This is a genomic window from Bacillus aerolatus (genome assembly GCF_009183655.1).
In the GTDB taxonomy this organism is placed as follows: Bacteria; Bacillota; Bacilli; order Bacillales; family Domibacillaceae; genus Pseudobacillus; species Pseudobacillus aerolatus.
In genome coordinates, this window is the sequence record NZ_WEIO01000005.1 from 204,411 (window position 1) to 224,779 (window position 20,369).

General features: G+C 44.1%; 17 protein-coding genes and 1 pseudogene. 5 read left to right on the forward strand and 13 right to left on the reverse strand.

The window, feature by feature from the left end; translation table 11 throughout:
• Nucleotides 1-115 precede the first annotated feature (115 nt).
• Nucleotides 116-1,009, forward strand: a complete 894-nt coding sequence (locus F9802_RS10615) for a LysR family transcriptional regulator (RefSeq protein ID WP_152151722.1) — start codon at nt 116-118, stop codon at nt 1,007-1,009.
• 176 nt (nt 1,010-1,185) lie between these two features.
• Here F9802_RS10615 and F9802_RS10620 read toward each other — a convergent pair whose 3' ends face one another.
• The 4 genes from F9802_RS10620 to F9802_RS10635 all read right to left on the reverse strand — a co-directional run bounded on the left by F9802_RS10620 (nt 1,186) and on the right by F9802_RS10635 (nt 7,127).
• Entirely contained in the window at nt 1,186-1,749 is a 564-nt protein-coding gene (locus F9802_RS10620) for a transposase (protein WP_152151723.1), read from the reverse strand.
• Between the two features lie 223 nt (nt 1,750-1,972).
• Nucleotides 1,973-4,096 (reverse strand): 5'-nucleotidase C-terminal domain-containing protein, encoded by a 2,124-nt coding sequence (locus tag F9802_RS10625; RefSeq protein WP_152151898.1) that lies wholly within the window; start codon nt 4,094-4,096, stop codon nt 1,973-1,975.
• Between the two features lie 326 nt (nt 4,097-4,422).
• On the reverse strand, nt 4,423-5,733 hold the full coding sequence (nagZ, locus tag F9802_RS10630) for a beta-N-acetylhexosaminidase (RefSeq protein ID WP_152151724.1): 1,311 nt from the start codon (nt 5,731-5,733) through the stop codon (nt 4,423-4,425).
• Nucleotides 5,733-7,127, reverse strand: a complete 1,395-nt coding sequence (locus F9802_RS10635) for a zinc ribbon domain-containing protein (protein WP_191991869.1) — start codon at nt 7,125-7,127, stop codon at nt 5,733-5,735. The genes nagZ and F9802_RS10635 overlap by 1 nt, the downstream gene beginning before the upstream one ends.
• A 141-nt stretch (nt 7,128-7,268) precedes the next feature.
• Between F9802_RS10635 and F9802_RS10640 the strand changes: the two genes are divergently transcribed.
• The 3 genes from F9802_RS10640 (at nt 7,269) to F9802_RS10650 (ending at nt 10,741) form a co-directional block, all read left to right on the forward strand.
• Nucleotides 7,269-7,757, forward strand: a complete 489-nt coding sequence (locus tag F9802_RS10640) for a zinc ribbon domain-containing protein (RefSeq protein ID WP_191991871.1) — start codon at nt 7,269-7,271, stop codon at nt 7,755-7,757.
• 24 nt (nt 7,758-7,781) lie between these two features.
• Nucleotides 7,782-9,437, forward strand: coding sequence for a zinc ribbon domain-containing protein (locus tag F9802_RS10645; RefSeq protein WP_152151728.1), 1,656 nt, complete (start codon nt 7,782-7,784; stop codon nt 9,435-9,437).
• A 314-nt stretch (nt 9,438-9,751) separates the two neighbouring features.
• Complete coding sequence (locus tag F9802_RS10650; RefSeq protein WP_191991873.1) at nt 9,752-10,741, forward strand: S-layer homology domain-containing protein; 990 nt, start codon at nt 9,752-9,754, stop codon at nt 10,739-10,741.
• A gap of 147 nt (nt 10,742-10,888) precedes the next feature.
• Here the strand turns inward: F9802_RS10650 and F9802_RS10655 are convergent, their stop codons facing one another.
• Together F9802_RS10655 and F9802_RS10660 are read right to left on the reverse strand one after the other, a co-directional pair.
• Nucleotides 10,889-11,698, reverse strand: coding sequence for a YihY/virulence factor BrkB family protein (locus tag F9802_RS10655; RefSeq protein ID WP_152151732.1), 810 nt, complete (start codon nt 11,696-11,698; stop codon nt 10,889-10,891).
• A 298-nt stretch (nt 11,699-11,996) separates the two neighbouring features.
• Nucleotides 11,997-13,382, reverse strand: coding sequence for an O-antigen ligase family protein (locus F9802_RS10660; protein WP_152151733.1), 1,386 nt, complete (start codon nt 13,380-13,382; stop codon nt 11,997-11,999).
• A gap of 461 nt (nt 13,383-13,843) precedes the next feature.
• Here F9802_RS10660 and F9802_RS10665 point away from each other — a divergent pair, with 461 nt between their 5' ends.
• Nucleotides 13,844-15,124 (forward strand): AAA family ATPase, encoded by a 1,281-nt coding sequence (locus F9802_RS10665; RefSeq protein ID WP_152151735.1) that lies wholly within the window; start codon nt 13,844-13,846, stop codon nt 15,122-15,124.
• A gap of 163 nt (nt 15,125-15,287) precedes the next feature.
• Here F9802_RS10665 and mdh read toward each other — a convergent pair whose 3' ends face one another.
• The 7 genes and pseudogenes from mdh to eutL all read right to left on the reverse strand — a co-directional run bounded on the left by mdh (nt 15,288) and on the right by eutL (nt 20,363).
• On the reverse strand, nt 15,288-16,223 hold the full coding sequence (mdh, locus tag F9802_RS10670) for a malate dehydrogenase (protein ID WP_152151737.1): 936 nt from the start codon (nt 16,221-16,223) through the stop codon (nt 15,288-15,290).
• A gap of 36 nt (nt 16,224-16,259) precedes the next feature.
• On the reverse strand, nt 16,260-16,643 hold the full coding sequence (locus F9802_RS10675) for a BMC domain-containing protein (RefSeq protein WP_152151739.1): 384 nt from the start codon (nt 16,641-16,643) through the stop codon (nt 16,260-16,262).
• Between the two features lie 15 nt (nt 16,644-16,658).
• Nucleotides 16,659-16,931, reverse strand: a complete 273-nt coding sequence (locus F9802_RS10680; RefSeq protein ID WP_152151740.1) for a EutN/CcmL family microcompartment protein — start codon at nt 16,929-16,931, stop codon at nt 16,659-16,661.
• 210 nt (nt 16,932-17,141) lie between these two features.
• Nucleotides 17,142-17,795 (reverse strand): annotated as a pseudogene (gene pduL, locus F9802_RS10685) (phosphate propanoyltransferase); the annotation flags it as partial.
• 32 nt (nt 17,796-17,827) lie between these two features.
• Nucleotides 17,828-18,124: an ethanolamine utilization microcompartment protein EutM gene (eutM, locus tag F9802_RS10690; RefSeq protein WP_152151745.1), complete on the reverse strand. Its 297-nt coding sequence runs from the start codon at nt 18,122-18,124 to the stop codon at nt 17,828-17,830.
• A 19-nt stretch (nt 18,125-18,143) separates the two neighbouring features.
• Nucleotides 18,144-19,673, reverse strand: coding sequence for an aldehyde dehydrogenase family protein (locus F9802_RS10695; RefSeq protein ID WP_152151747.1), 1,530 nt, complete (start codon nt 19,671-19,673; stop codon nt 18,144-18,146).
• Nucleotides 19,674-19,709: 36 nt separating this feature from the next.
• Nucleotides 19,710-20,363 carry an ethanolamine utilization microcompartment protein EutL gene (eutL, locus tag F9802_RS10700; RefSeq protein WP_152151750.1) on the reverse strand — a complete coding sequence of 218 codons (654 nt, stop codon included), beginning with the start codon at nt 20,361-20,363 and terminating at the stop codon, nt 19,710-19,712.
• Between the last annotated feature and the right edge of the window lie 6 nt (nt 20,364-20,369).

The window sequence follows — 20,369 nt, forward strand, 5'->3', positions numbered from 1 at the left end:
AAAGTTTCGACAAAATTATTATTTTATAAAATTATATAGCGCTTTATTTATAAATTCTAATATAATTATTCTATAAACTTATAACTTAAAATTATAAATGTAAGGAGAAGATCATATGGACTTAAGGCAAATGCGCTACTTTACTACAGTCGTTCAGCAAAAAAACTTCTCAAAAGCGGCACAATTGTTGCATGTTTCCCAGCCTTCATTAAGCAATGCGATTAGCAAGCTGGAGAAAGAAGTCGGTTTTCCCCTGCTTGAAAGAAACACACGAAGCTTACATTTAACAGATTCAGGGAAAATAATGTATGAGCGTGCACTTGAATTGCTTAATAAATTTGACCATTTAACGAAAGAAATGAAGGAAGTCAAACAAACAGGAAGCGGGCATTTGTCTCTCGGCTTAATTGAATCTGCCAAGCATTGGATGCCGAAAGTCATTCATCATTTTAAAGGCGATTTTCCAAATATTAAAATTCAACTGCTGGAACTTCTCGGCGTCGAACAAGTCCAGCAATCATTGTTAAATTATGAAACACATGCTGCCATCACGAATCAGATGGTCACTCACCGTGATCTGCTTGCTTACCCTATTTATAACGAACGGCTCGTTCTGCTCGTTCACTTTCAAAATGAATTGTCACAAAGACCAACTATTACTATGAAGGATTTAGAACGAGAACCTTTTATTATCAGCACTTCCGGCTTTCAAACGAGGAAGGACATCTTACATGCGTTTGACAAGGAACAGGCTTCTCCAAATATAATGTATGAAATCGAGCGATTCGAAACTGCCTGCAGTTTAGTAGAGGAAGGGCTGGGCGTTACTATCATCCCCGAAAACTATATTAAATATTCAACCTTCCCGTCCATCCGCCCGCGGTACATCCAATCCGAAGCTCTGCAGCGTACCGTCTACCTTGCCCACTCCAAAAACCGATACCTCCCCCCCTTCATCCACAGCTTCCTCAACCACACTACAAACTTCCTCAAAAGCGAAAACTCGTAAGAGACAACTCGCATAGGAACTGACTTTCGTATTGATACGTAGTTAGTTCTACACTGCATTAAAGCATTAACGTGACGGGGGTCAGTCCCCCGTTGCATTAACGCATTAAAGTATTGTATTTAGGTGTTTGCTTCATTGTGTGGGATTAGTTTGTAGGGTTTTCTTGGTGGGTAGTATTAGGGATGCAAAAGAATGTCGGGAAGATCATGGGGTGATTCGACGAATTGGCGGTAAGCTTTCTTTTCGGGATTTGGAAAATAGGATAAGGTTTTATCGAGGTTTACATGGGGATTGAACTGATCAAAAATAAAAGCTCCGTAACTGCTCCACGGATAATCTTGCGCTTGGATAACGATGTCCGCTTCTAACGGGTTAAGATGAATGTACTTGCTCACTTTCAAAAAGTAATAAATGGAATTAATTTGCTGACAGCCGTATCTTCCCTGGAATACGTGGCCAACCAGTTCGTGGCGCTTGTTAAAATAAATGGCGTAGCGCGAGTTTAGCATTTTCATAATATCTTTTGTGGAGTGGTCAATTGTTTCCACTTGAAGATGGATGTGGTTTGTCATCAAGCAGTAGGCGTGCAGGTGGAAAGGAAAATAAAAACGAGTTTCTTCAAGTAATTGTAAGTACTTCCTACGGTCAGCATCATCATAAAACAAGGCAGCCCGCCTATTCCCGCGGCACGTAATATGATAAGCCGCGCCCGGTACCCATACCCTTAATTTTCTTGCCAAATACTATGCACCTCTCTCCATATAAAATAACTTTCCTAGACAACCATTCCACACCTTCCTCCTTTTCTCCTGTTAAAAAGCAAAATCTTTTCGTTTGTGCCCTTTAACGCTTTAAAGTGCCAGGGGTCAGTCCCCCTACGCTTTAAAGTGATGAAGCTCCCTCTAAACCCCGGCACAAAAAAAAGAAGCCCTTTCCAGGTAGGAAAAGGCTTCTTTTTTATCATCACTGCTTCGTATCAATAATTCGTTTTTCTGATTCCGGTGTTATACCCGGATGTGCCTGGATGTAATCTCTGAACATTTCCCAATCGACGAAGCCCGGTTCGCTAACGCGGCCTTCTTCGTACGCTTTGCCGAACATATCATATCCGTCTCCCCCTTTAGCCGTAAACGTGTTCGTCGCTACAATATATGAATCGCTATCTGCGAGCGGTGCATACTCGCCGCCTTTTTTCACTTCAATCGACTGAACGCGCGCTCCCGCCGGCTTGCTGCTATCATACGTAAACTTCAGACCGGACACTTGTAAAAAACCACCCGATTGTCCCGGCGCTTCTTTCACGCTGTGCTCAAGCGCGGCTTTAATTTCCGCTCCTGTCAAATTCATCAGTGCCAGTGAGTTGCCAAACGGCATAACTGTCAGTACTTCATCAAGCGTGATTTTCCCTTCATTGATCGACGCGCGGATACCACCGCCATTTTGCAGGGCAATCACTGCCTCTTTATTGATCGTTTTTGCTTTTTCCAGCATCCCGTCTGTAATCAGGTTGCCAAGATTCGTTTCTTTCGTCCGCACATCTGCGCGCTCTCCATTCAAAGCTACATCACTTTCACCAACAACTGTATTTCTTTTTTCATCGACGGCCGGCTTATACTTTTCTGCTAAAATTTTCGCCGCTTCTGGGTCATCCTTCAACACATACGCTCCGCCCTCATCTTTGGCATCAATTTCAATCAGTTTGCCTGCGTGTCCAATCACTTTGCCGTTTTCATCAAATGTAACGTCAAGCGTGCCTAAAAATTTATTGTACTCGTTCGCTTGAACGATGACTGTCGGATCTGTGCCTGTCGTTTCTAATACCGGCTCCTTCAGCTGGTCATGGGAATGGCCGCCGACAATAATATCAATGCCTTCCACTTCTTGCGCCAGTGTCATATCATTGTCTCCGCCGCCATCTTTAAAGCCGATATGCGTCAAAGCAATAATTTTATCTACTCCTTGTTCTTCAAACGCAGCGACCGCTTTTTCCGATTCTTCCAGATAATCTTCAAACGCCACTCCTTCTCCCGGACTGGAAATATCCGTCGTTTCAGCCGTCGTTAAGCCGAAAATGCCGACTTTTTCTCCGTCCACTTCTTTAATAATGCCATTGTATACCGTGCCATCTTGCGGAGATGCTGACATTTCATTTTTAAACAATCCTTTCACATTCTCATCGCTCGAAAAATTCACGTTGGCGCTCACGAAAGGAAATTTCGCGTTTTCAATAAAATCAGCCAACGGCTTCGTACCTAAATCGAATTCATGATTGCCGAATGTCATCGCATCGTAGCCAGCTAGATTCATAAACTCTAAGTCAGCCTGTCCTAGGTATTCATTAAAATAAAGTGTGCCTGAAAAGACATCGCCGGCGTCCAAAAGCAGCGCGTCCGGTTTCACTTTTCTTACTTCTTTAATCGCTGTCACTTTTCTCGCAGCATTTTCAACATGTGCATGCGTATCATTTGTATGCATCACTGTCAGATTAAATTCTTTCTCCGTGCTTGTAGACAACCGATGCAAAAATAGCGCCCATTCTCCACGTGTTAAATTGTCGTCCGCACCGAAATGACTGCTTGCTTTTCCTTCTGTAATTCCATGGTTAACAAGGGCGGCCACATACCGTGCCCATTTTTCACTCACATCGGAAAAGCTTGTTTCTGGCACTGATTCAACCATTGGAAGTTCATAAGCAAGCGCGATCAGCCGGGCTGTTTCATTTCGGGTAATCGCATCATGCGCTCCGAACGTCCCCGCTTTTTTTCCAGCAACAATGTTTTTCTCTGCAAGTGCGTTTACTGCCCACTGGCCGCGCTTCGGCACATCAGTAAAGCCGGCATCTTTATATGTACCTTTCGGGTCGAATCCTAAGGCAAGCGCCATTTGGATCACCGCATCTACACGAGAAATCGATTTGGCTGTACCAAACTGGTTGGCAGTCAGACCTTTCGTAATGCCATTCTCTGTTAAATAAGACACCGCTTCTGCATATCGTGCAGATACGTCAGTAAACGCCGCCTCTTCAGCTAAAACTCCAGCAGGACTAACTGCCGGCACAGTGATCGCAGCCGCTGCAGTTAACGCCATTAATTTATGATGAGACGCCTTCTTTTTCCCCAAATGAAACTCCCCCTTTTATGTAAAAAAGACCTATAATAAAAGATTAGTAGTTTCTTGAAAAAAAGCAATTCATTTTACAAAAAACTTAGAATACTTTAAAAGAAGTTTAATAGAAAAGAACTAAAGTATGTACTTTAAACATTGGACATTTATCTAAACTGACTAGTCAATACAGTTTTCCGCCGATTAAAGCTGTTGTACGACCATAACACGTCAGCTGTTTCAGCTAGTGTACGGACTGTCTGGCAAATACGGCAAAAAAGCCTGCAGAGATTCTCTACAGGCTTACTTACTCATTTAATAGATTGAATCATTCGAATGTGATCGGTGTTTTTCACAATGGAAGCTGCCTTGTCAGGGTCCACTTCTGCCTGCTCGATGTTTGTAAGTTTGTATGAAATGACCCGCCCGGCTGCTTCGTTTATTCGCTCAATCGGAATTTCGCCGCTTTTAACGGCTTTGATTAGAGCATTGTAAACTTCGAGCTGATGCTCATATTCGTGGCAGACGAGCAGCAAGTCAGCACCAGCCTGGACTGCTTCTTTGCCCATGTCTTCGTATGAATAGTATTTATTAACTGCACCCATTTCCAGATCGTCAGTAACGACGAGACCATCATAGCCAAGCTTTTCCCGAAGCAATTGTTCCATAATAATCGGCGATAAACTTGCCGGCTTGTCCTTATCATAGGCAGGGTACTTCACGTGAGTTACCATGACGAAAAATTGACCGTTGTCCTTTTCTTGAATCATTTTGGCGAATGGATACAGGTCAGAGTTTTCCAATTCAAGCTGGTCCGCTTCAACAGATGATGTTTCCACATGCGGATCGACATTACTCCGGCCATGGCCCGGAAAGTGTTTCACGGCTCCGGTCACACTAGAATCATTCAGCCCCTGGATGACCTTAGCGCCGTACTCATATGTTTTTTTCGGGTCTTTCCCGAAGGATCGGGTATCTGTTTCCGATAAATCCAGTACCGGTGAAAAATTAATGTGAATACCCATGGAATCAAGCTCTTTGCCGTTTAATTTAGCCACGTTGTACACTTCTTCGGCACTTGCCATCTGCCCCAGCTGCTGCTGGGAAGGAATCGGCGATACGTTTTCCCGCATGCGTAAAATATCGCCGCCTTCCTGGTCAACCGCCATCATGAGCGGCACGTCAAAAGGAGACGCTTCGGCCAGCTCTTGCAAGGAATTGGACAGCTTCGCTACTTGACTTGCTGAAGACATATTGCGGTCAAAATAAATGACGCCGCCGATTCGTTTATTTTGAATCAAATCTTTAATTTCTGTGCTCGCTTCTGTTCCGTGGAAGCCGACCATGATGATCTGACCAATTTTTTCTTCTGGCGTCATGGCTGCTATTATTTTTTCTGTTTTTACTTTTATGTCTGTTTCCTGCTCAATAGCTTCCATAACAGCCGGCTCTGGCGCTGTCGTTTCTTTCGTAGGCATCTCTTTTTTAGGCAGTTCTTTTACAGGTGCCGCCGTTTCTTTTGACTCACCTGGTTCATCATTGTCCATATTTAACTGGACAGTAAGGACAATGATAAAAAGCAACACCACGCCCAGTGAAAATAATTGATAGGTTTTCTTCATTATTGTGTCACAGCTTTCGTTTTCGTAATTTTAGGTGCATCCAGTTTCCAGTAATATCCTTCTTTAACAAGGTTCCATTTTCCGTTCCATGTTTGTACAAGTTCCTTTCCGTTACCTTGATCATCACGGGAAATCATTTCAAAAGAAGCGACTGCCTTATTTCCGTTTATTTCTTCTACTGTAACATACGAAACGGCGCTTTCAATGTTATTGCCGAATCCTTCTGACCATTTGGTGTAGCCGACTTTTGACTTACGGCTGGAACTGAACGAATCGTAAGCGCTCGATAAACTTCCAATCGTGATATTCGCATAATGGTCGTAAATGACGTTTTCAATGCTTGTTTCATCTTTGGTGCGATTCGCTTCCTTTTCAGCTAATGCTGCTTCTGCCCGTTCTTCCGCTTCACGAATCGCCGAATCATCAAGCAGCAAATCTATTCCGTAATGTACTTCATCTTCTGTAATAACAACCGTTTCACTTTTTAACAGCTGGCCTTTTTCTTTCACTTCCGCATGAACTTTTAATGAACCATCCACCGGAACCGGACCAATTTCAGCCAACGCTGTTACTGTTTTATTCGTGCTTTTCCCGTTAATAAAAACGATAGCCTCATCATAATTGGAAGACAATTGCACAGTAGATCCTCTCAAATCAAATTCCATTTCAATTTTATGATTGTTTTCTTCTTGCGGATCAATTTCTCTTTTATCTTCAACCGTTGCATATTCTCCTTTACTAGAAGCTTCTAATTCATGAGGTATAGGCAAATACGGTCCGAACGTCTTCGCTTCGTCTTCTTGCAATTTACCTTCATCGCGGCCATCAATTTTCAACGCAGCACCTTTCCGGTTAGCTGACACTTTAAAATAAACCGGCTGAAAATCGAGCCCGTACTTCGGAACCATTCCCCATGCCTTTCCTGCTTCTACAATCGATAAGAGTCCCGCTTCTTTCTTACTGAACAGCTCGTCGTTTTCAATCTTTTTCGCTTCCATTCTTAAATTTTCTTTCGTCTCTGCTAAAGCGGACGGATCTTCTTGATAAAATTTGAGCAGCTGCGCCGCGGCTTCTTCATCGACTTCCATTTCATCCTGCCCGCTGTTCAGCAGCTTAGCCATTTGTTTCGCATTATTTTTATCTACTGCTTTTTCAAATTCCTTGACAACCTTTAACGGCTTATTCATACTCTCCGCTATTTTCCATCCGGCCACTGTCACAACAATGAGCAGTAAAGCGACGGCTATCCATCCTTTTTTACGCCTGCTGACCGGTTCTTTATGTACTGGAGAGATTTTTTCTTCTTCAATTGACGGCTGTACAGTATGGCCACAGCTCGTACAAAAAGACTGGCCCGCTTTTAGCTCTTCTCCACAGTTTTTACAATATATCACAGTTTCTCCCTCTTCCATTCCATTTTATCTGCCAAACGACACCGTCGTTGACAACATTATACAAAAAAAATTATGAAAATATCACTATTATTTTATCATTATGGTAAATTTGTAGGTATATAGTTTAAAGGAGTGAATATTGTGAGTGATTTACAAACAAAAATTGGCGGCGGATTGAATAAACTTCAAGACAGTCTGCAGACAGGCAAACAAAAAATTCAAAGCGCCCAGGAAATTAGCCAATATAAACGGTTAATTCAAGAGACGTACCTTGAAAGAAACGAAATTCTTTTACAGCTCGGTGAAGAGGTGTACAAAAAGCTGCGCAGCCAAGAAATTCATTCGGATGAGTGGGCACAAAAAGCAGCTTCTCTTAGTGCTCTTGATCATAAAATCTATCAGGCCCAGCAGGCAATTGCGGCTGCTAATGCCCAGTCTGCGATTTCCCGCACTTGTCCAAACTGCCAAAACCCCATTACTGCTGATGATAAATTTTGCGGCAGCTGTGGCACAAAAGTTGAAATCCCTTCAACAGAAACAGACGTTGAAACAAAGACTTGCGCGCATTGTGAAGAACAAATCCCGGCTTCTGCTTTATTCTGCATTTGCTGTGGAGTAAAAACAGTGTGAGACCGATGAAAGGAGCACAGACCAATGTATTGTAAATTATGCGGAGCCGCCAACCCGGAAGGTAGCAACTATTGTCATCAGGACGGCACATCTCTTGCCAACTCTGCTTCTTTAAACCAGCTTCAATTGCTGAAAAGAGAAACGAGCTTTTGCCCATCATGCGGAGAAGGAACACTGGGCAGTGAAAATTATTGCGGAGCTTGCGGGCACACATTATTGACACATGCTAAAAAAGAATCAGCTGCGGCGATTGAATCAGTCATCGTCCCGGTTAAAAATTATTCGTTTTCATTTTCTTCATTTTTTACGAAAGAAACATTCAAAAAAGCACTGCTTCCGGCTACGCTCGCTTTTCTGCTGATGCTCGCGCTAAGCTTCCTCGTCTCTTCATCTATGAATCAATATTATGATTCTTTATTCGCTCAGATGTTTGATACGACACCGAAGGAATTAGCGGAGGAAATCGCAGAGGAAACAGGAGCCAATGTAAAAGCGCCCGGCCACCTTTTTGGGTTTACCGACGTAGCAATGATTTCCCACTTAGTCTCGCCGACTTACACGATGGATGCTAGAGGAGTACTTAACTATGACGAAGGCAGCTTTGCTGGTAAATTAAAAATAGATGCCTCTTCGCTCATCTTTTTGCTGTTTCCATTGATCACCTTGTTTCTTGCAGGCACCTTGCACCGGCGCCAGACGAAAGACGAGTCTTTTTCTCTTTTATTAGCGGGCGCAATCAGTATTGGTATTGTTTACGGACTTTTATTATCCATTCTATCTTTCTTCAGCGGTTTTTCTTATGATTTGAAAGTCAATGAAGGAGGAGAAAGCTTCAAGGCTGCCATCGATACGTCTTATTTCTTCCTTGCTGCTTTCTTGAAAGGAGCATTACTCGGTGCCTTTGTTAGCTTGCTCGGCATGCTTTTCAGTTTAGACAACCGCCATGTAACGAAACATCTGGAAAGATTTATGCCTTACGGCGAAGCTGTGCATCAAGGTTTTTCTGCTTTCGTTCGCGGCTTTGCCCTTTTAGCTGTCATTTTTACTGTGATCGTCGGCACTAAATTGAACGAATGGAAAGAAAGCTTTATCGACTTTTCTACTTTGTTCGATCTTCCACTATCCAGTGAGCTGCTTGAAAAAACATGGTCGTTTGCCGCTTCCATTGGCGCACAGCTGGCAGCTATTGTTTACAGTATGCTTCATTTTACACCGCTGACTTTCAAGATGAACGTGGATGAATTTGCATCAAATGTAGAAATGCGCTATTCCATCTTCGGAGGATTCCAAGACAGCTTTGGAGGGATGACGCAAAATCTCGATATTTTCCTCGATATGAATAATATCGCCTTATATTTAAAGCTGGCGATTCTCATTCCAGCTGGTTTCCTTTTATGGGCAGGCTATTCACTTGCTAAATCAAATCAGGCCGGTTGGCAAACGTTTGTCATATTTGGCCTCGTTTATAGTTTGTTCACTGCGATTCTTGCTGCGGCAAGTGGGGTATTCTTGAACGGTGAGTTTATGTCAGAAGGCTTCGACAACGACCGGCAAACGATGGACTACTCGATCTCTGTGAGCGCGATTCGCGTACTTATCTCCAGCTTCCTAATGGCTGTCATTCTCTCTTTCGCCGGAAGTTGGTTGTATAAATTTTTCTTACAAAAAAGCAGAAGCTGAAGAATGAAGAAAAAGGCTGTCAATTGGCAGCCTTTTTCTTTCTGTGTCAGAATGATACTTTCGAGAATCTCATGAAACAATCGTCCCTAGGATTTTGCACAGGGGTATTTTAGCACCCTCTCCTATGCTGATCGTATTTACTTATTTAAAAAAGAGTCTTTTATCCTTTTTATCTAGCTGAATTTTTTATTTTAAGATAAAGACCTAGTGTTATCCGCTCATTTTATAAAAGTATATAGAATAATTTTTACTGCATTGCTAAAATATGTATGTTGGTAAAAAACGAGAAAATTATAACAAATGGGGTGTATGGAGTGAAAAAAGCAGCAAAAATTTTGTTTGCCTCTTTATTAGCATTAGTTCTTTTGACGCCTGCCGTTAGCACGGCGTCCGCGGCTGGAGAGGCAACAACGCAAGGCACAACAGCTGTTAAGAGCAGCTCAAAAGCAGCAAGTGCAGTACAAGCGGCTTCATTCAGCGATGTGCCAAAAAGCTTCTGGGCGAAAGATGAAATTGACTACCTCGTTCAAAACGGCATCATTTCCGGCTATAAAAATGGCAAATTTGGCATAAATGATGCGATCAAGCGCGATCACGCTGCTATTATTCTAGCAAGAGCTTTAGGTGTCGAGAAAGAATCTGCACCAAATCCCGGCTTCCGTGACGTACCCGTTACGCATCCAGCTTACAAAGAAATTGCTGTTTTAACGAAATATGGTGTGTTTAGTAAAGCGAATTATTTTAACCCGAACGGCAAATTAAAGCGTTCGCATATGGCGAAAATTATTACTGAAGGCTTCCGATTTAACTATTCATATCTTGTTTCTTTTAAAGATATAAAAAGCAGTGACCCGTTCTATAAATATGTGGCAACACTCGGCAGCGCCGGCATTGCGGGCGGCAGCAATGGCTACTTCATGCCGAACAAAATCCTTAACCGGACAGAGTTTTCCGTCTTCGTTGCCCGAGCCCTTGAGACGCGCTTCCGCACAGGTGTTCAAGTCGACATCCAAAGTGCGCAATTCCAATCTGACGGCCGCTTGAAAATGAATTTAATGATGTATAACAACACCCGCCAAGCAGCGTTTAACATTAAAGGTAAATACACTTTGCACACGAACGACGGCACGATCATCGCCCAAACAAAATCAGCTCGAGAATACAAAAACATCACCGTCGGTCCAAACCAGAAAAAAGCCGTCGTCCTCTTTTTCTCAGCAAGCGAAATTAAAAACAAAGTCAGCCAGCAGCTACTAAACAATGCCTACTTCGGCTACGAACACTCGTGGAACTATTACGAATAAACATACAACACGATCTCAATAAAAGCGTGATTTCGCTTTTATTGAGATCGTGCTTTTTTATTTATCGCTTTATAGTGCCAGGGGCCATCCCTTTACCTCATTAACGCAGCGGGGGACTGACCCCCGCTGCGTTAATGCGGTAAAGGATCAAATCCGCTCGGTGTTGATTAGTCCTCCTAGAAGGAGCACGACGGCGGTGAGGTAGAACCAAAGGGTGAGGACGATGATTCCGGCAAGCTGGCCGTAAATACGCGTGTAATTGGCGCCGCCGGCGTATTCACCAAAAATTACGGACATTGCTTGCCAGCTGACGGCTGCGAATATGGCTCCTGGAATGACGGATTGCACCGTTTGCTTTCCATTCGGCAAGATTTTATAAAACAAGATAAAAAAGCCGAATAAAAACAACGTTCCGAGCCCCCACTTAATGACTGTCCACATCGTTAAAAAAGGAGCGGCTGTTTCAATGGATCCAATCAATTCTGTTGAAATTAACAAATGCAGCAGCCGCTCGGCTAGTGGAATAAGCAAGGAAAGCGGCACAAGGAACATAAAAATGAGCGTGACCCCCAAGTCCCTTACAACCCCTTGAAAAAATGAGAAAGGCCGCTGGATCCGATAGGCTTCATTTAGAGAACGGACAAGCGATTGAATAGCCATAGAAGACAGCCAAAACGTAGAGAAAAAACTGATCGAGGCTAATTGTCCCTTTCCTTTTTCAAGAACAACTTCTACATTCTCATGAATTAAATCATACGTATTTGCAGGTGCATATGGCTCTATGACACTTAAAATGTCCCCTTCTTTAACAGAAAAAAAGCTCACTAAAGAAAGCATAAAAATGAGAAAAGGAACAACGGACAACAACAAGTAATAAGCTGTCTGCGCTGCTTGGTCAAAAAAACGTTCAGCAAAAAAACGGCCGCCCACCCGCTTCACCAACCTTATAAACCGCATATTTACACCACCTTCACTTCCGCTTTTCCATCATCATAAACAACTGCCCTGTTTTTAAAAAACCTCATTTCTTTACTATCATTTACCACAAGAAGGCAGCCCAAACCCCGTTCACCGTATAAAAAAACTCATCGGGTCCAGTCCTCCACCTAAGAATAGTAATAAAAATCTAAAAACATTCATTCCAACCAAAAAAGCCCTGCAGAAAAAGTCTGCAGGGCTTTACCGCTTTAGTGCACCGGGGGACTGACCCCCGCCGCGTTACCAAGTTAAAGCGTTATAACTTTCCATTTGTTTTTTAGTCATCAACAGTGTCGCTGTGAACCATGAGCATCGCCATGATGGCAGCAACGTAGATGGAGACGGCTGGAGCAGTAAAGACGTGTCCTGCTGTCGCTCCAATGCCGACAGCCAATACGAAGCCGACGCCATACATGACGTAAGGGATCGTAAAGGTTTCTTTAATATGAATAGCAAAGTATACGATAAAGCGAATGGCGTAATAAAGCAGCGGTGCCATTAAGTACAGGAAGCCAAAGATGCCAAGCGAGAAAAAGATATCGTAAAAATCCATTTCGATCATTTTCGGTTCTTTTCCTGGTTCAGGCATATCGTAGTTGCCGGCAAATCCCGTCCCAAAAATCTTCTGAAGAATCGGTGCCTCTGCAAAGTCTTGTTTGAAATCAGCTAAATACTTTTCGCGGCTGCTGAAAACAAGATTTTGGAACTGTTCCTGCGTCACTTTCGGCTCTTCTGGTTCCGTCTCGGGTACTTCTTCTTCCACCACTTCTTGTTCCGGATCGGGCTTTTCTTTGCTGCTGAGATCAATCCCAAGTATACCAAGGTGGGCATACATATTATTAAAGACCGGTGTAAATGGAGTGGAGAGAGCTAACGCAGCAAGGAGGAATAATGCAACGAGCATGTTCGTCCGTGTCTTTGCCGTCCGTTCTTTCGTCAAGTAAATAATCAAAAGGGATATGCATGCGGCAGCCAGTACGATCACAATTCCGCCGTAGCCCACTTTCGTGCCGAGAAACAGCATGGAAATGGATAAAAGAACAAACGGTACCCAATAATAGCTCGTTTTGAACGACTCTGTCTTTTCAATGGCATAAAGAGCCGTTAACGGTAAAATGATGGCCATAATCGCACCGATTTCATTACCTGCAAAGAACCAGCCGGTAAAACCAATTTTTGTGTGGGAATAATTGGATAAACTTGTCCCCGTTAAGAAGGACACGATAAATACTGCACTAATAATAAGCGATGAATATAAAAAGTAAGAGGTTGTTTTCTCCACAAATGGCGTACGGTTTTTTTTCAGCTGCAAATACAGCATGTTAAATCCTAAAAACAAAATTGGAAAATAAATCACTTTATTATAAAACTTTAATTCTTTAAACAAAAAATAAGGATCTTTCAAATTCATATTTACGGCAATATTTATGCCGATCACAACCGCCAGACCAATTAAGTAAAATACATATTTCCTGGCGAGACGGCTGGAGAAAGCCAGTTTCAATAATAACAACAAAATCGCCGCCATATAGAGCACACGGACGATGACACCAACTGTAATATTTACGTTAAAAATCATGAGCGATGCCGTGGTCATTACATCAATAACCGGCTGCAAAACCAAAAATACGAGCAGCAGCAAAAGTGTCTTCTGATTCAACATGTTGATCTGTTCCTCTTCTCTTTCAGTTTCCTTTTATCATAATCGGCATGGCGCAGGGCTGCCATACTCAATAGTTTTTTCTTTAATTTCATTGCAACAAATCTCTTACGACTAAGCTTATGTATCAAATGCACCTTTTCCATTATATCACAAAAAGAAGACCGCTTTTTTATAAATATCGCCTTTTAGTAAATTACCGCCATTGTATTCTACCATCTTTTCCTCTCCTATACTATCTATTTTACATTACAAGTTTTTACGGTTTTAAAACACCGGTTGGAACAGCACTTTGACACTTTAACGTGACGGGAGACAGTCCCCCAGCGCTTTAAAGCACTGAAGGTCAGTCCAAAAACTTGGGCCGTGTTATAATGGAGTTTGCTTTGTAATAGCAGGGGGTTCATTTGTATGTATATCCGTCGCAAGGTCTGGGGTTTACTAGGACTAGAAAGGAAGTTACGATGAAAAAAACTCAACCACTTATTCAATTCGAGCACGTTTCTAAGGAAGCGATGCCCCATTATTATGATTTTGCTGTATCTGTTCATAGAATAAAAGAATTGCTAACAAAAGAAACGGGCCTTTCTTTTCACATGTATTTAATGAAGGAAGACGTCGAGGAAGTATGGGAAACAGTCGAACAAATCGCTGTTCGCGATGCTGATGACGTCCAGCTGCTGGCGAATGTCTTCGATTGCTTAGAAACCCGGGCCATCAGCTTTTCATCTATCACAGGAGAAAATAAGTTTATCATTCGCCCGTCGATGAACAATTCCATTTTTTACTTTCCAGCTTTTGAAGTCGCGCTCGCTAAGCTTCCCATTTATCAAAGCCATGAAGATTACGAAGAAGATTTCATTTTTGCCAACAATGATGAAAGCCTTCTTGCGTTTATGGACTTTATTTACTCCCGTCAAAAAGAGTACATGAAAGGCTACGTCAATATTTTCAGCGATACGGAAGATGGTGTCGAACGCATTCAAGAAAAAATCACTCATCAAGTGTCCCGCGAAGATGTGCTGCTGGAAGAAGGCGTCAAAACGGAAATCTTCCGCTCCATTGATGAATTTTTTCTTCACAGCGGCAGCTTCTTTAAAAAATACGACATTCCGTACAAGCGTGGCATTTTGCTTTATGGCGCACCCGGAAACGGAAAAACGACGCTCGTGAAATCGATTGCCGGCAGCACATCTGCACCGGTCGTTTATTGGCAAATTACCGAGTACACAACGAGTTACTCAATTAAAGAAGTATTTACGACGATTTTGAAAATGGCACCGATGATTCTCGTCATCGAAGACATTGATTCCATGCCGGAAGAAGCGCGCTCTGTTTTCTTAAACACACTGGACGGTGCCGTTTCTAAAGAAGGCATCTTCTTGATCGGCACAACAAACTATCCGGAAAAAATTGATCCCGCCTTAATCAACCGTGCGGGACGCTTTGACCGTGCTTATGAAATTAAACTGCCTGATGCGGATGCCAGACGCCGGTATTTGCAAAAGAGAAACATCCACCAGTTTATGTCTGAAGAACAAGCAGAGCGGCTCTTCCAAAAAACAGACGGTCTCTCCATCGCCCAGCTCAATGAATTGTACATGTCCATCGCCCTTCAATGGCATTACGAAAATCAAGTCGACATCGACAAAGTCATCAAAGATCTGCAAACAAACAACAAAAAAACGTGGCGGCAAGACTGGAACACCGCTCCCCAGCAGCCGACCATGGGATTCGGGCAATAAACAGCGCTTTAGCGCATTAATACACCGGGGGTCAGTCCCCCATCGCTTTAAAGCGATGGGGGACTGACCTCTGGCACGTTAAATGAACAAAAAGCTCACAAATCATCACCGCTCGTTAAAGGAGAGATCGATGAGCTTATGAGCTTCTTGTTTATTACACGTCTTATAAAATTGCCATTACTTGTTTGACGGAAGCAACGGATTTTTCAAGTGCTGTTTTTTCTTCAGCTGTAAGCGGCAGTTCGATAATGCTTTCGATGCCGTTGCCGCCGAGAATGGTTGGCACACCGAGGTAAAGATCATGATAGCCGTATTCTCCTTCTAGGTAAGCAATGGACGGGAGAATTCTTTTCTTGTCCCGGATAATCGCTTCAGCCATTTCAACGAGCGATGCTGCTGGGGCATAATAAGCACTGCCATTGCCGAGAAGGTTGACAATTTCGCCGCCGCCTTTTCTTGTCCGCTCGACGATCGCTTCGAGGCGGTCGCTTGGGATAATTTTCTCAAGCGGAATCCCGCCAGCATATGAGTAGCGAACGAGCGGCACCATGTCATCGCCATGGCCACCCAGGACAAAGCCTGAAATGTCTTCCACGGACACATTTAACTCTTCTGCGACGAACGTATTAAATCTGGCCGTATCTAAAACACCTGACTGGCCGATTACTCTGTTTTTCGGAAAGCCGGTCGTTTGAAAACATACATACGTCATGGCATCCACCGGATTGCTTAACACAAGAATAAAACTTTCCGGTGCATACTGAGCTACTTTTTGTGAGATCGACCGCATAATTTTCGCGTTTGTCGTAACGAGATCATCCCGGCTCATCCCCGGCTTTCTGGCGATACCGGCCGTAATAATAACCATATCGGCGCCTTGAATGTCCTGGTAGTCGGACGTCCCCTTAATGCGCGCGTTAAATTTCTGCACAGGACCTGCTTCCAGCAAATCAAGCGCTTTTCCTTTTGTCGGATTGCTTTGCTCTGGCACATCCACGAGCACAATGTCGCCTAAATCTTTTTGAGCCAGCATTAAAGCGGTTGTCGCACCAGTATAACCTGCGCCAATGACCGCCACTTTCGGACGCTTAAATGCCATGGAACTGCTCCTTTCTTACTGATGAGTGTCAGTTGATTATTGCTCTTCTCCTTGTGAAGGAGGCTGATCTGCTTTTTTTCTTGAACGGTTAGAAGTCTGGACTGGCTTTGCCGGAGGTTCTTCTTTTATAGGCGCATGTACAATTTTCTTCGGACGCTCTACTAATTGATACGTATCTTCATCAATTCGCGGAATCACATGAAAAGAAACTAGTTCTCCTACGCGTGCCGCCGCTTCTTTTCCAGCTTCTACTGCTGCTTGAACGGCTCCTACATCGCCTTCTACTAATATCGTGACGAGTGCACCGTCGATTTTTTCCTGGTTCACTAGTTCCACGTTCGCTGCTTTTAACATCGCATCGGCCGCTTCAATAGAACCAATCAGTCCCCGCGTTTCAATCATCCCAATTGCTCTTGGCATCCGTTCCACTCCTTTCTATTCCTGGACGATTTCAGTTGAATCGACAATTCCGATAATGACGGCATCGATCGGCAGAGGATTGTCCGGCATAATGAATCGGGCTGATCCTCCTTCTGTGATGATCACCTCGTCTCCTATTCCTGCTCCAATCCGGTCGGCAGCAATAATCGGCGAATGAATCGACGAACCGTTAGGATGAATCGGCTGAACAAAAAGAAGTTTTAATCCAGTTAGCCCATCTTCTTTTCTCGTTGCCCAGACGTTTCCAATTACCTTACCCATTTGCATGTCATCACCGCCCTACTTGTCGATTACTTCTATTTTTTTACTTAAATCACGTGCTGTATCTTTCGCCAACGGCGTTACGATTGTTGATTTCCGCACTTGAATAACCGATTCTGCGCTTTGCTGCACATCGTGCTGAGTCAATAGCTTGCCTTCAAACACCGTGCTTGCGTGCTTCACTTCCTGAACCATAACAGGAGAAGGAGAAGGCGCTGCCTGCCCGGCAATAATTAATTCCCCTATTTGCCCAGTCCGGATAAATCCAGCATTGGCTTCATCGGTGTCGATGTGCATTTCCAGCCGGTAAGAAGGCGATACCCGAATGAGAACCCGGCCAAATGTGATCGGCCGTTCGGTTCCAGTCGTCACTTGAACATACTGGCCGTCCTTCACTTGAAAACGATCTGCATCGTCAGGCGACATATGAATGTGTGCCTGGGCGATAATTAAGCCCTCCGTTAAATAGACGCTGCCTTTTGGTCCGATAATCGTTACCGGGGACGACCCTTTGATGTCACCTGACTGACGAATCGGGGGTTTGACTCCTAATTTGAACGCATCCGTCTGACTAACTTCCACTTGCGTAAGATTCCGGGAAGGTCCGAGCACTCGTACCCGCTCAATCGTGCCTCTCGGGCCTGATAAAATAACCGTTTCTTCGGCAGCAAATTGATTGGGCTGCGATAAGTCATTTTTTTTCTTTAATGCGTATGACTCGCCGAACAGAACAGCCAGATGTTGTTCAGATAGATGAACATGACGCCCTGATACAGCTATCGGAATTTGATTCGGCTGCAGCGTTGGCTGTTTTTGGCCTAGCTGCTGAAGCACCTCTTCCACAATGGATTGAATCGACTGTGGATCCATAAGCGTTCACCTCTCTTTTTACAGTCAAATGCTTATTCTGTGATTTCCGGCATCTTTGGAAGGATCGCTTCCAATTCGTTGTGCGGACGTGGGATAACGTGAACGGATTTCAGTTCGCCTACACGCTGAGCCGCTGCTGCTCCAGCATCAGTTGCTGCTTTAACTGCGCCTACATCACCGCGGACCAATACTGTTACAATTCCGCCGCCGACATGTACTTTACCGACTAAATGAACGCTTGCTGCTTTCACCATTGCGTCTGCTGCTTCAATTGATGCCACTAGTCCTTTTGTTTCGATCATACCTAATGCTGTCATTTCTCTTGCCATTTTAAATTCCTCCTAATTTTTATTTGCTGTATTGTTCAATCACTTTACTAACAAGTTGAGATACTTCTTTCACGTCCACTTGAGCGCTTTTGCCCATAGCGGCAATAACACTCCGGACAATTTCATCTGTCTCCTTATTTTCCACTAATGGAGAGGATGGAACTTGGATCGATCCTTTTCTCGGGATATCCACTTCTTTAATTCCGTACGCCATCCGTTTAATATTCAACAAATGACGGGCAGTGATGTTATCGGATGTGATATTACCGCCAAATGTGCCACAGCCAAGCGTCAGCGATGGTGCAAGTCCTGTCGTGCCGCCGACGGCTCCAACAGACGAAAGCGTGTTGACTAAAATTCTGGACACTGGCATATCGAGAGCAAATTCCCTTGCCACTCGGTCGTCTTCTGTATGAATCGATAAGCTGTGGCCGCGTCCACCAAGATCAAGCAGACGGCTGCATAGCTGTTTCGCATGCCTTTCGTCTTCTGCTGTATAAAGAGCGAAAATCGGTGACAGTTTCTCTAAGGAAAAAGGAACGTCTTTGCCAATTTCCGTTTCTTCAGCAACGAAGATCCGAATAGAATCATCAATCGTCAAACCAGCTAATCCAGCAATAAAGGCCGGGCTTCTTCCAACAATCTTTGGATTCACTTTTCCCGGTACCGGTGAAATCACTTTCTCCATACGCGCTTTTTCTTCTTGATTCAGCAAGTAAGCGCCATTGGCCTGCAATTCACGCCGCACTGCCGATGAAATCTGTTTATCCACGATAATCGCTTGTTCTGTCGCACAAATCGTTCCGTAATCAAACGATTTGCTGTCGACGATCATTGAGACCGCTTTTTCGACTTTTGCTGTTTTTTCAATATAAACCGGCACATTTCCCGGTCCAACGCCGTACGCTGGTTTACCGGAACTGTAAGCAGCTTTCACGAGTCCCCCGCCGCCAGTTGCCAAAATCACATTCACATCTTTATGTGTCATCAGCGACTGAGTCGCTTCCATCGATGCGTATGACAGACAGCCGATTAACCCTTCCGGCGCACCTGCCGCAGTCGCTGCCTGTTCACATACTTTCAACGCTTCCATCGTGCATTTCACTGCGTAAGGATGAGGGCTGACGACAATCGCATTGCGCGTTTTTAAAGAAATCAATGTTTTAAAAAAAGCAGTAGATGTCGGATTCGTCGTTGGAATAATCGCTGCTACAACGCCGAATGGAGCAGCAATTTCCACGAGCTTCTTTTCGCGGTCTTCGTTAATGATACCGACCGTCTTTTCATTTTTAATTGATTCATAGACAGCCCGGGAGCCGACCTCATTTTTAATTTTTTTATGTTCAGCCACACCCATGCCTGTTTCTTCTACAGCCATGACGGCGAGTTCATAAGACTTCTCATAAGCCGCTTCAGCCACAGCTTTGACAATTTGATCCACTTGTTCTTGTGAAAAAGACATGTAGCGCTGCTGGGCTTCTTTTGCTTTTCCGACCACTTGCCGCATCTCTTGAAGAGCAAGCAAATCGCGGTCAACTAATAAAGACATGTCATCACACTCCTTTTATAAAATGAACAAAAGCATTTAATAACGAATCGGGTCATTCGCAAGTTCAGTAATTGCATCCCGGAAAGCATCAGCCGCTGCCTGGCAGGCGGACTGGCTGCCTGTGAGCAGTCCGCCGCCGTAGTTCGTTTCTGATGGCGGGGCGAATAGCTCGCACATCTCCACATCGGCTGCTTTTAATGCAGCGTCAAGTCCGTAAATCGCTTCTAGAGGCGGAGCGATTAAATACGCCAGCGCCTCTCCTTCTGCAATTCCTGCCACAGAAGATAAGTAACTGCCTGTTCTCGAAACGACATGAGCAAATAAGAGATGGCTTTCCTCTTCGTTTAACGCTTCAAAGAAAGCGCCGGAATCAACCGTTGCCTGAATCGCTTCGAGGCCGCTTCTCACCTGCTCCGGCGTCGGGCCGGCAATGACGCCGATAAATTCTCCTGACAGCGGGCCGGATGAATAGTTTGCTCCTGCATAAAATGACTTGGCGTACACCACATCGACATCTGCGTATTTCGTAGCTTCATCAAGCGCTGTGTATCCAATGTCATCGCTTGTCGCGGTGAACAACCCGATGCTGCGGTGACTGCTGGCAAGTTTAAACTTTTTGGCCAGGCCTTGGTCGACGTTAGGGATTACCCGGATCGATAAAATTTCGGCTTTTACACGAGGTAATAGCATTGCTTC

What these genes read in the sequence shown, in the direction of transcription:
- F9802_RS10615 (WP_152151722.1), top strand. Translation starts at nt 116, where the DNA reads ATGGACTTAAGGCAAATGCGCTACTTTACTACAGTCGTTCAGCAAAAA.
- F9802_RS10625 (WP_152151898.1), bottom strand. Translation starts at nt 4,096, where the DNA reads ATGGCGTTAACTGCAGCGGCTGCGATCACTGTGCCGGCAGTTAGTCCT.
- nagZ (WP_152151724.1), bottom strand. Translation starts at nt 5,733, where the DNA reads ATGAAGAAAACCTATCAATTATTTTCACTGGGCGTGGTGTTGCTTTTT.
- F9802_RS10645 (WP_152151728.1), top strand. Translation starts at nt 7,782, where the DNA reads ATGTATTGTAAATTATGCGGAGCCGCCAACCCGGAAGGTAGCAACTAT.
- F9802_RS10655 (WP_152151732.1), bottom strand. Translation starts at nt 11,698, where the DNA reads ATGCGGTTTATAAGGTTGGTGAAGCGGGTGGGCGGCCGTTTTTTTGCT.
- F9802_RS10660 (WP_152151733.1), bottom strand. Translation starts at nt 13,382, where the DNA reads ATGTTGAATCAGAAGACACTTTTGCTGCTGCTCGTATTTTTGGTTTTG.
- F9802_RS10665 (WP_152151735.1), top strand. Translation starts at nt 13,844, where the DNA reads ATGAAAAAAACTCAACCACTTATTCAATTCGAGCACGTTTCTAAGGAA.
- mdh (WP_152151737.1), bottom strand. Translation starts at nt 16,223, where the DNA reads ATGGCATTTAAGCGTCCGAAAGTGGCGGTCATTGGCGCAGGTTATACT.
- F9802_RS10675 (WP_152151739.1), bottom strand. Translation starts at nt 16,643, where the DNA reads ATGCCAAGAGCAATTGGGATGATTGAAACGCGGGGACTGATTGGTTCT.
- F9802_RS10680 (WP_152151740.1), bottom strand. Translation starts at nt 16,931, where the DNA reads ATGCAAATGGGTAAGGTAATTGGAAACGTCTGGGCAACGAGAAAAGAA.
- eutM (WP_152151745.1), bottom strand. Translation starts at nt 18,124, where the DNA reads ATGGCAAGAGAAATGACAGCATTAGGTATGATCGAAACAAAAGGACTA.
- F9802_RS10695 (WP_152151747.1), bottom strand. Translation starts at nt 19,673, where the DNA reads ATGTCTTTATTAGTTGACCGCGATTTGCTTGCTCTTCAAGAGATGCGG.
- eutL (WP_152151750.1), bottom strand. Translation starts at nt 20,363, where the DNA reads ATGCTATTACCTCGTGTAAAAGCCGAAATTTTATCGATCCGGGTAATC.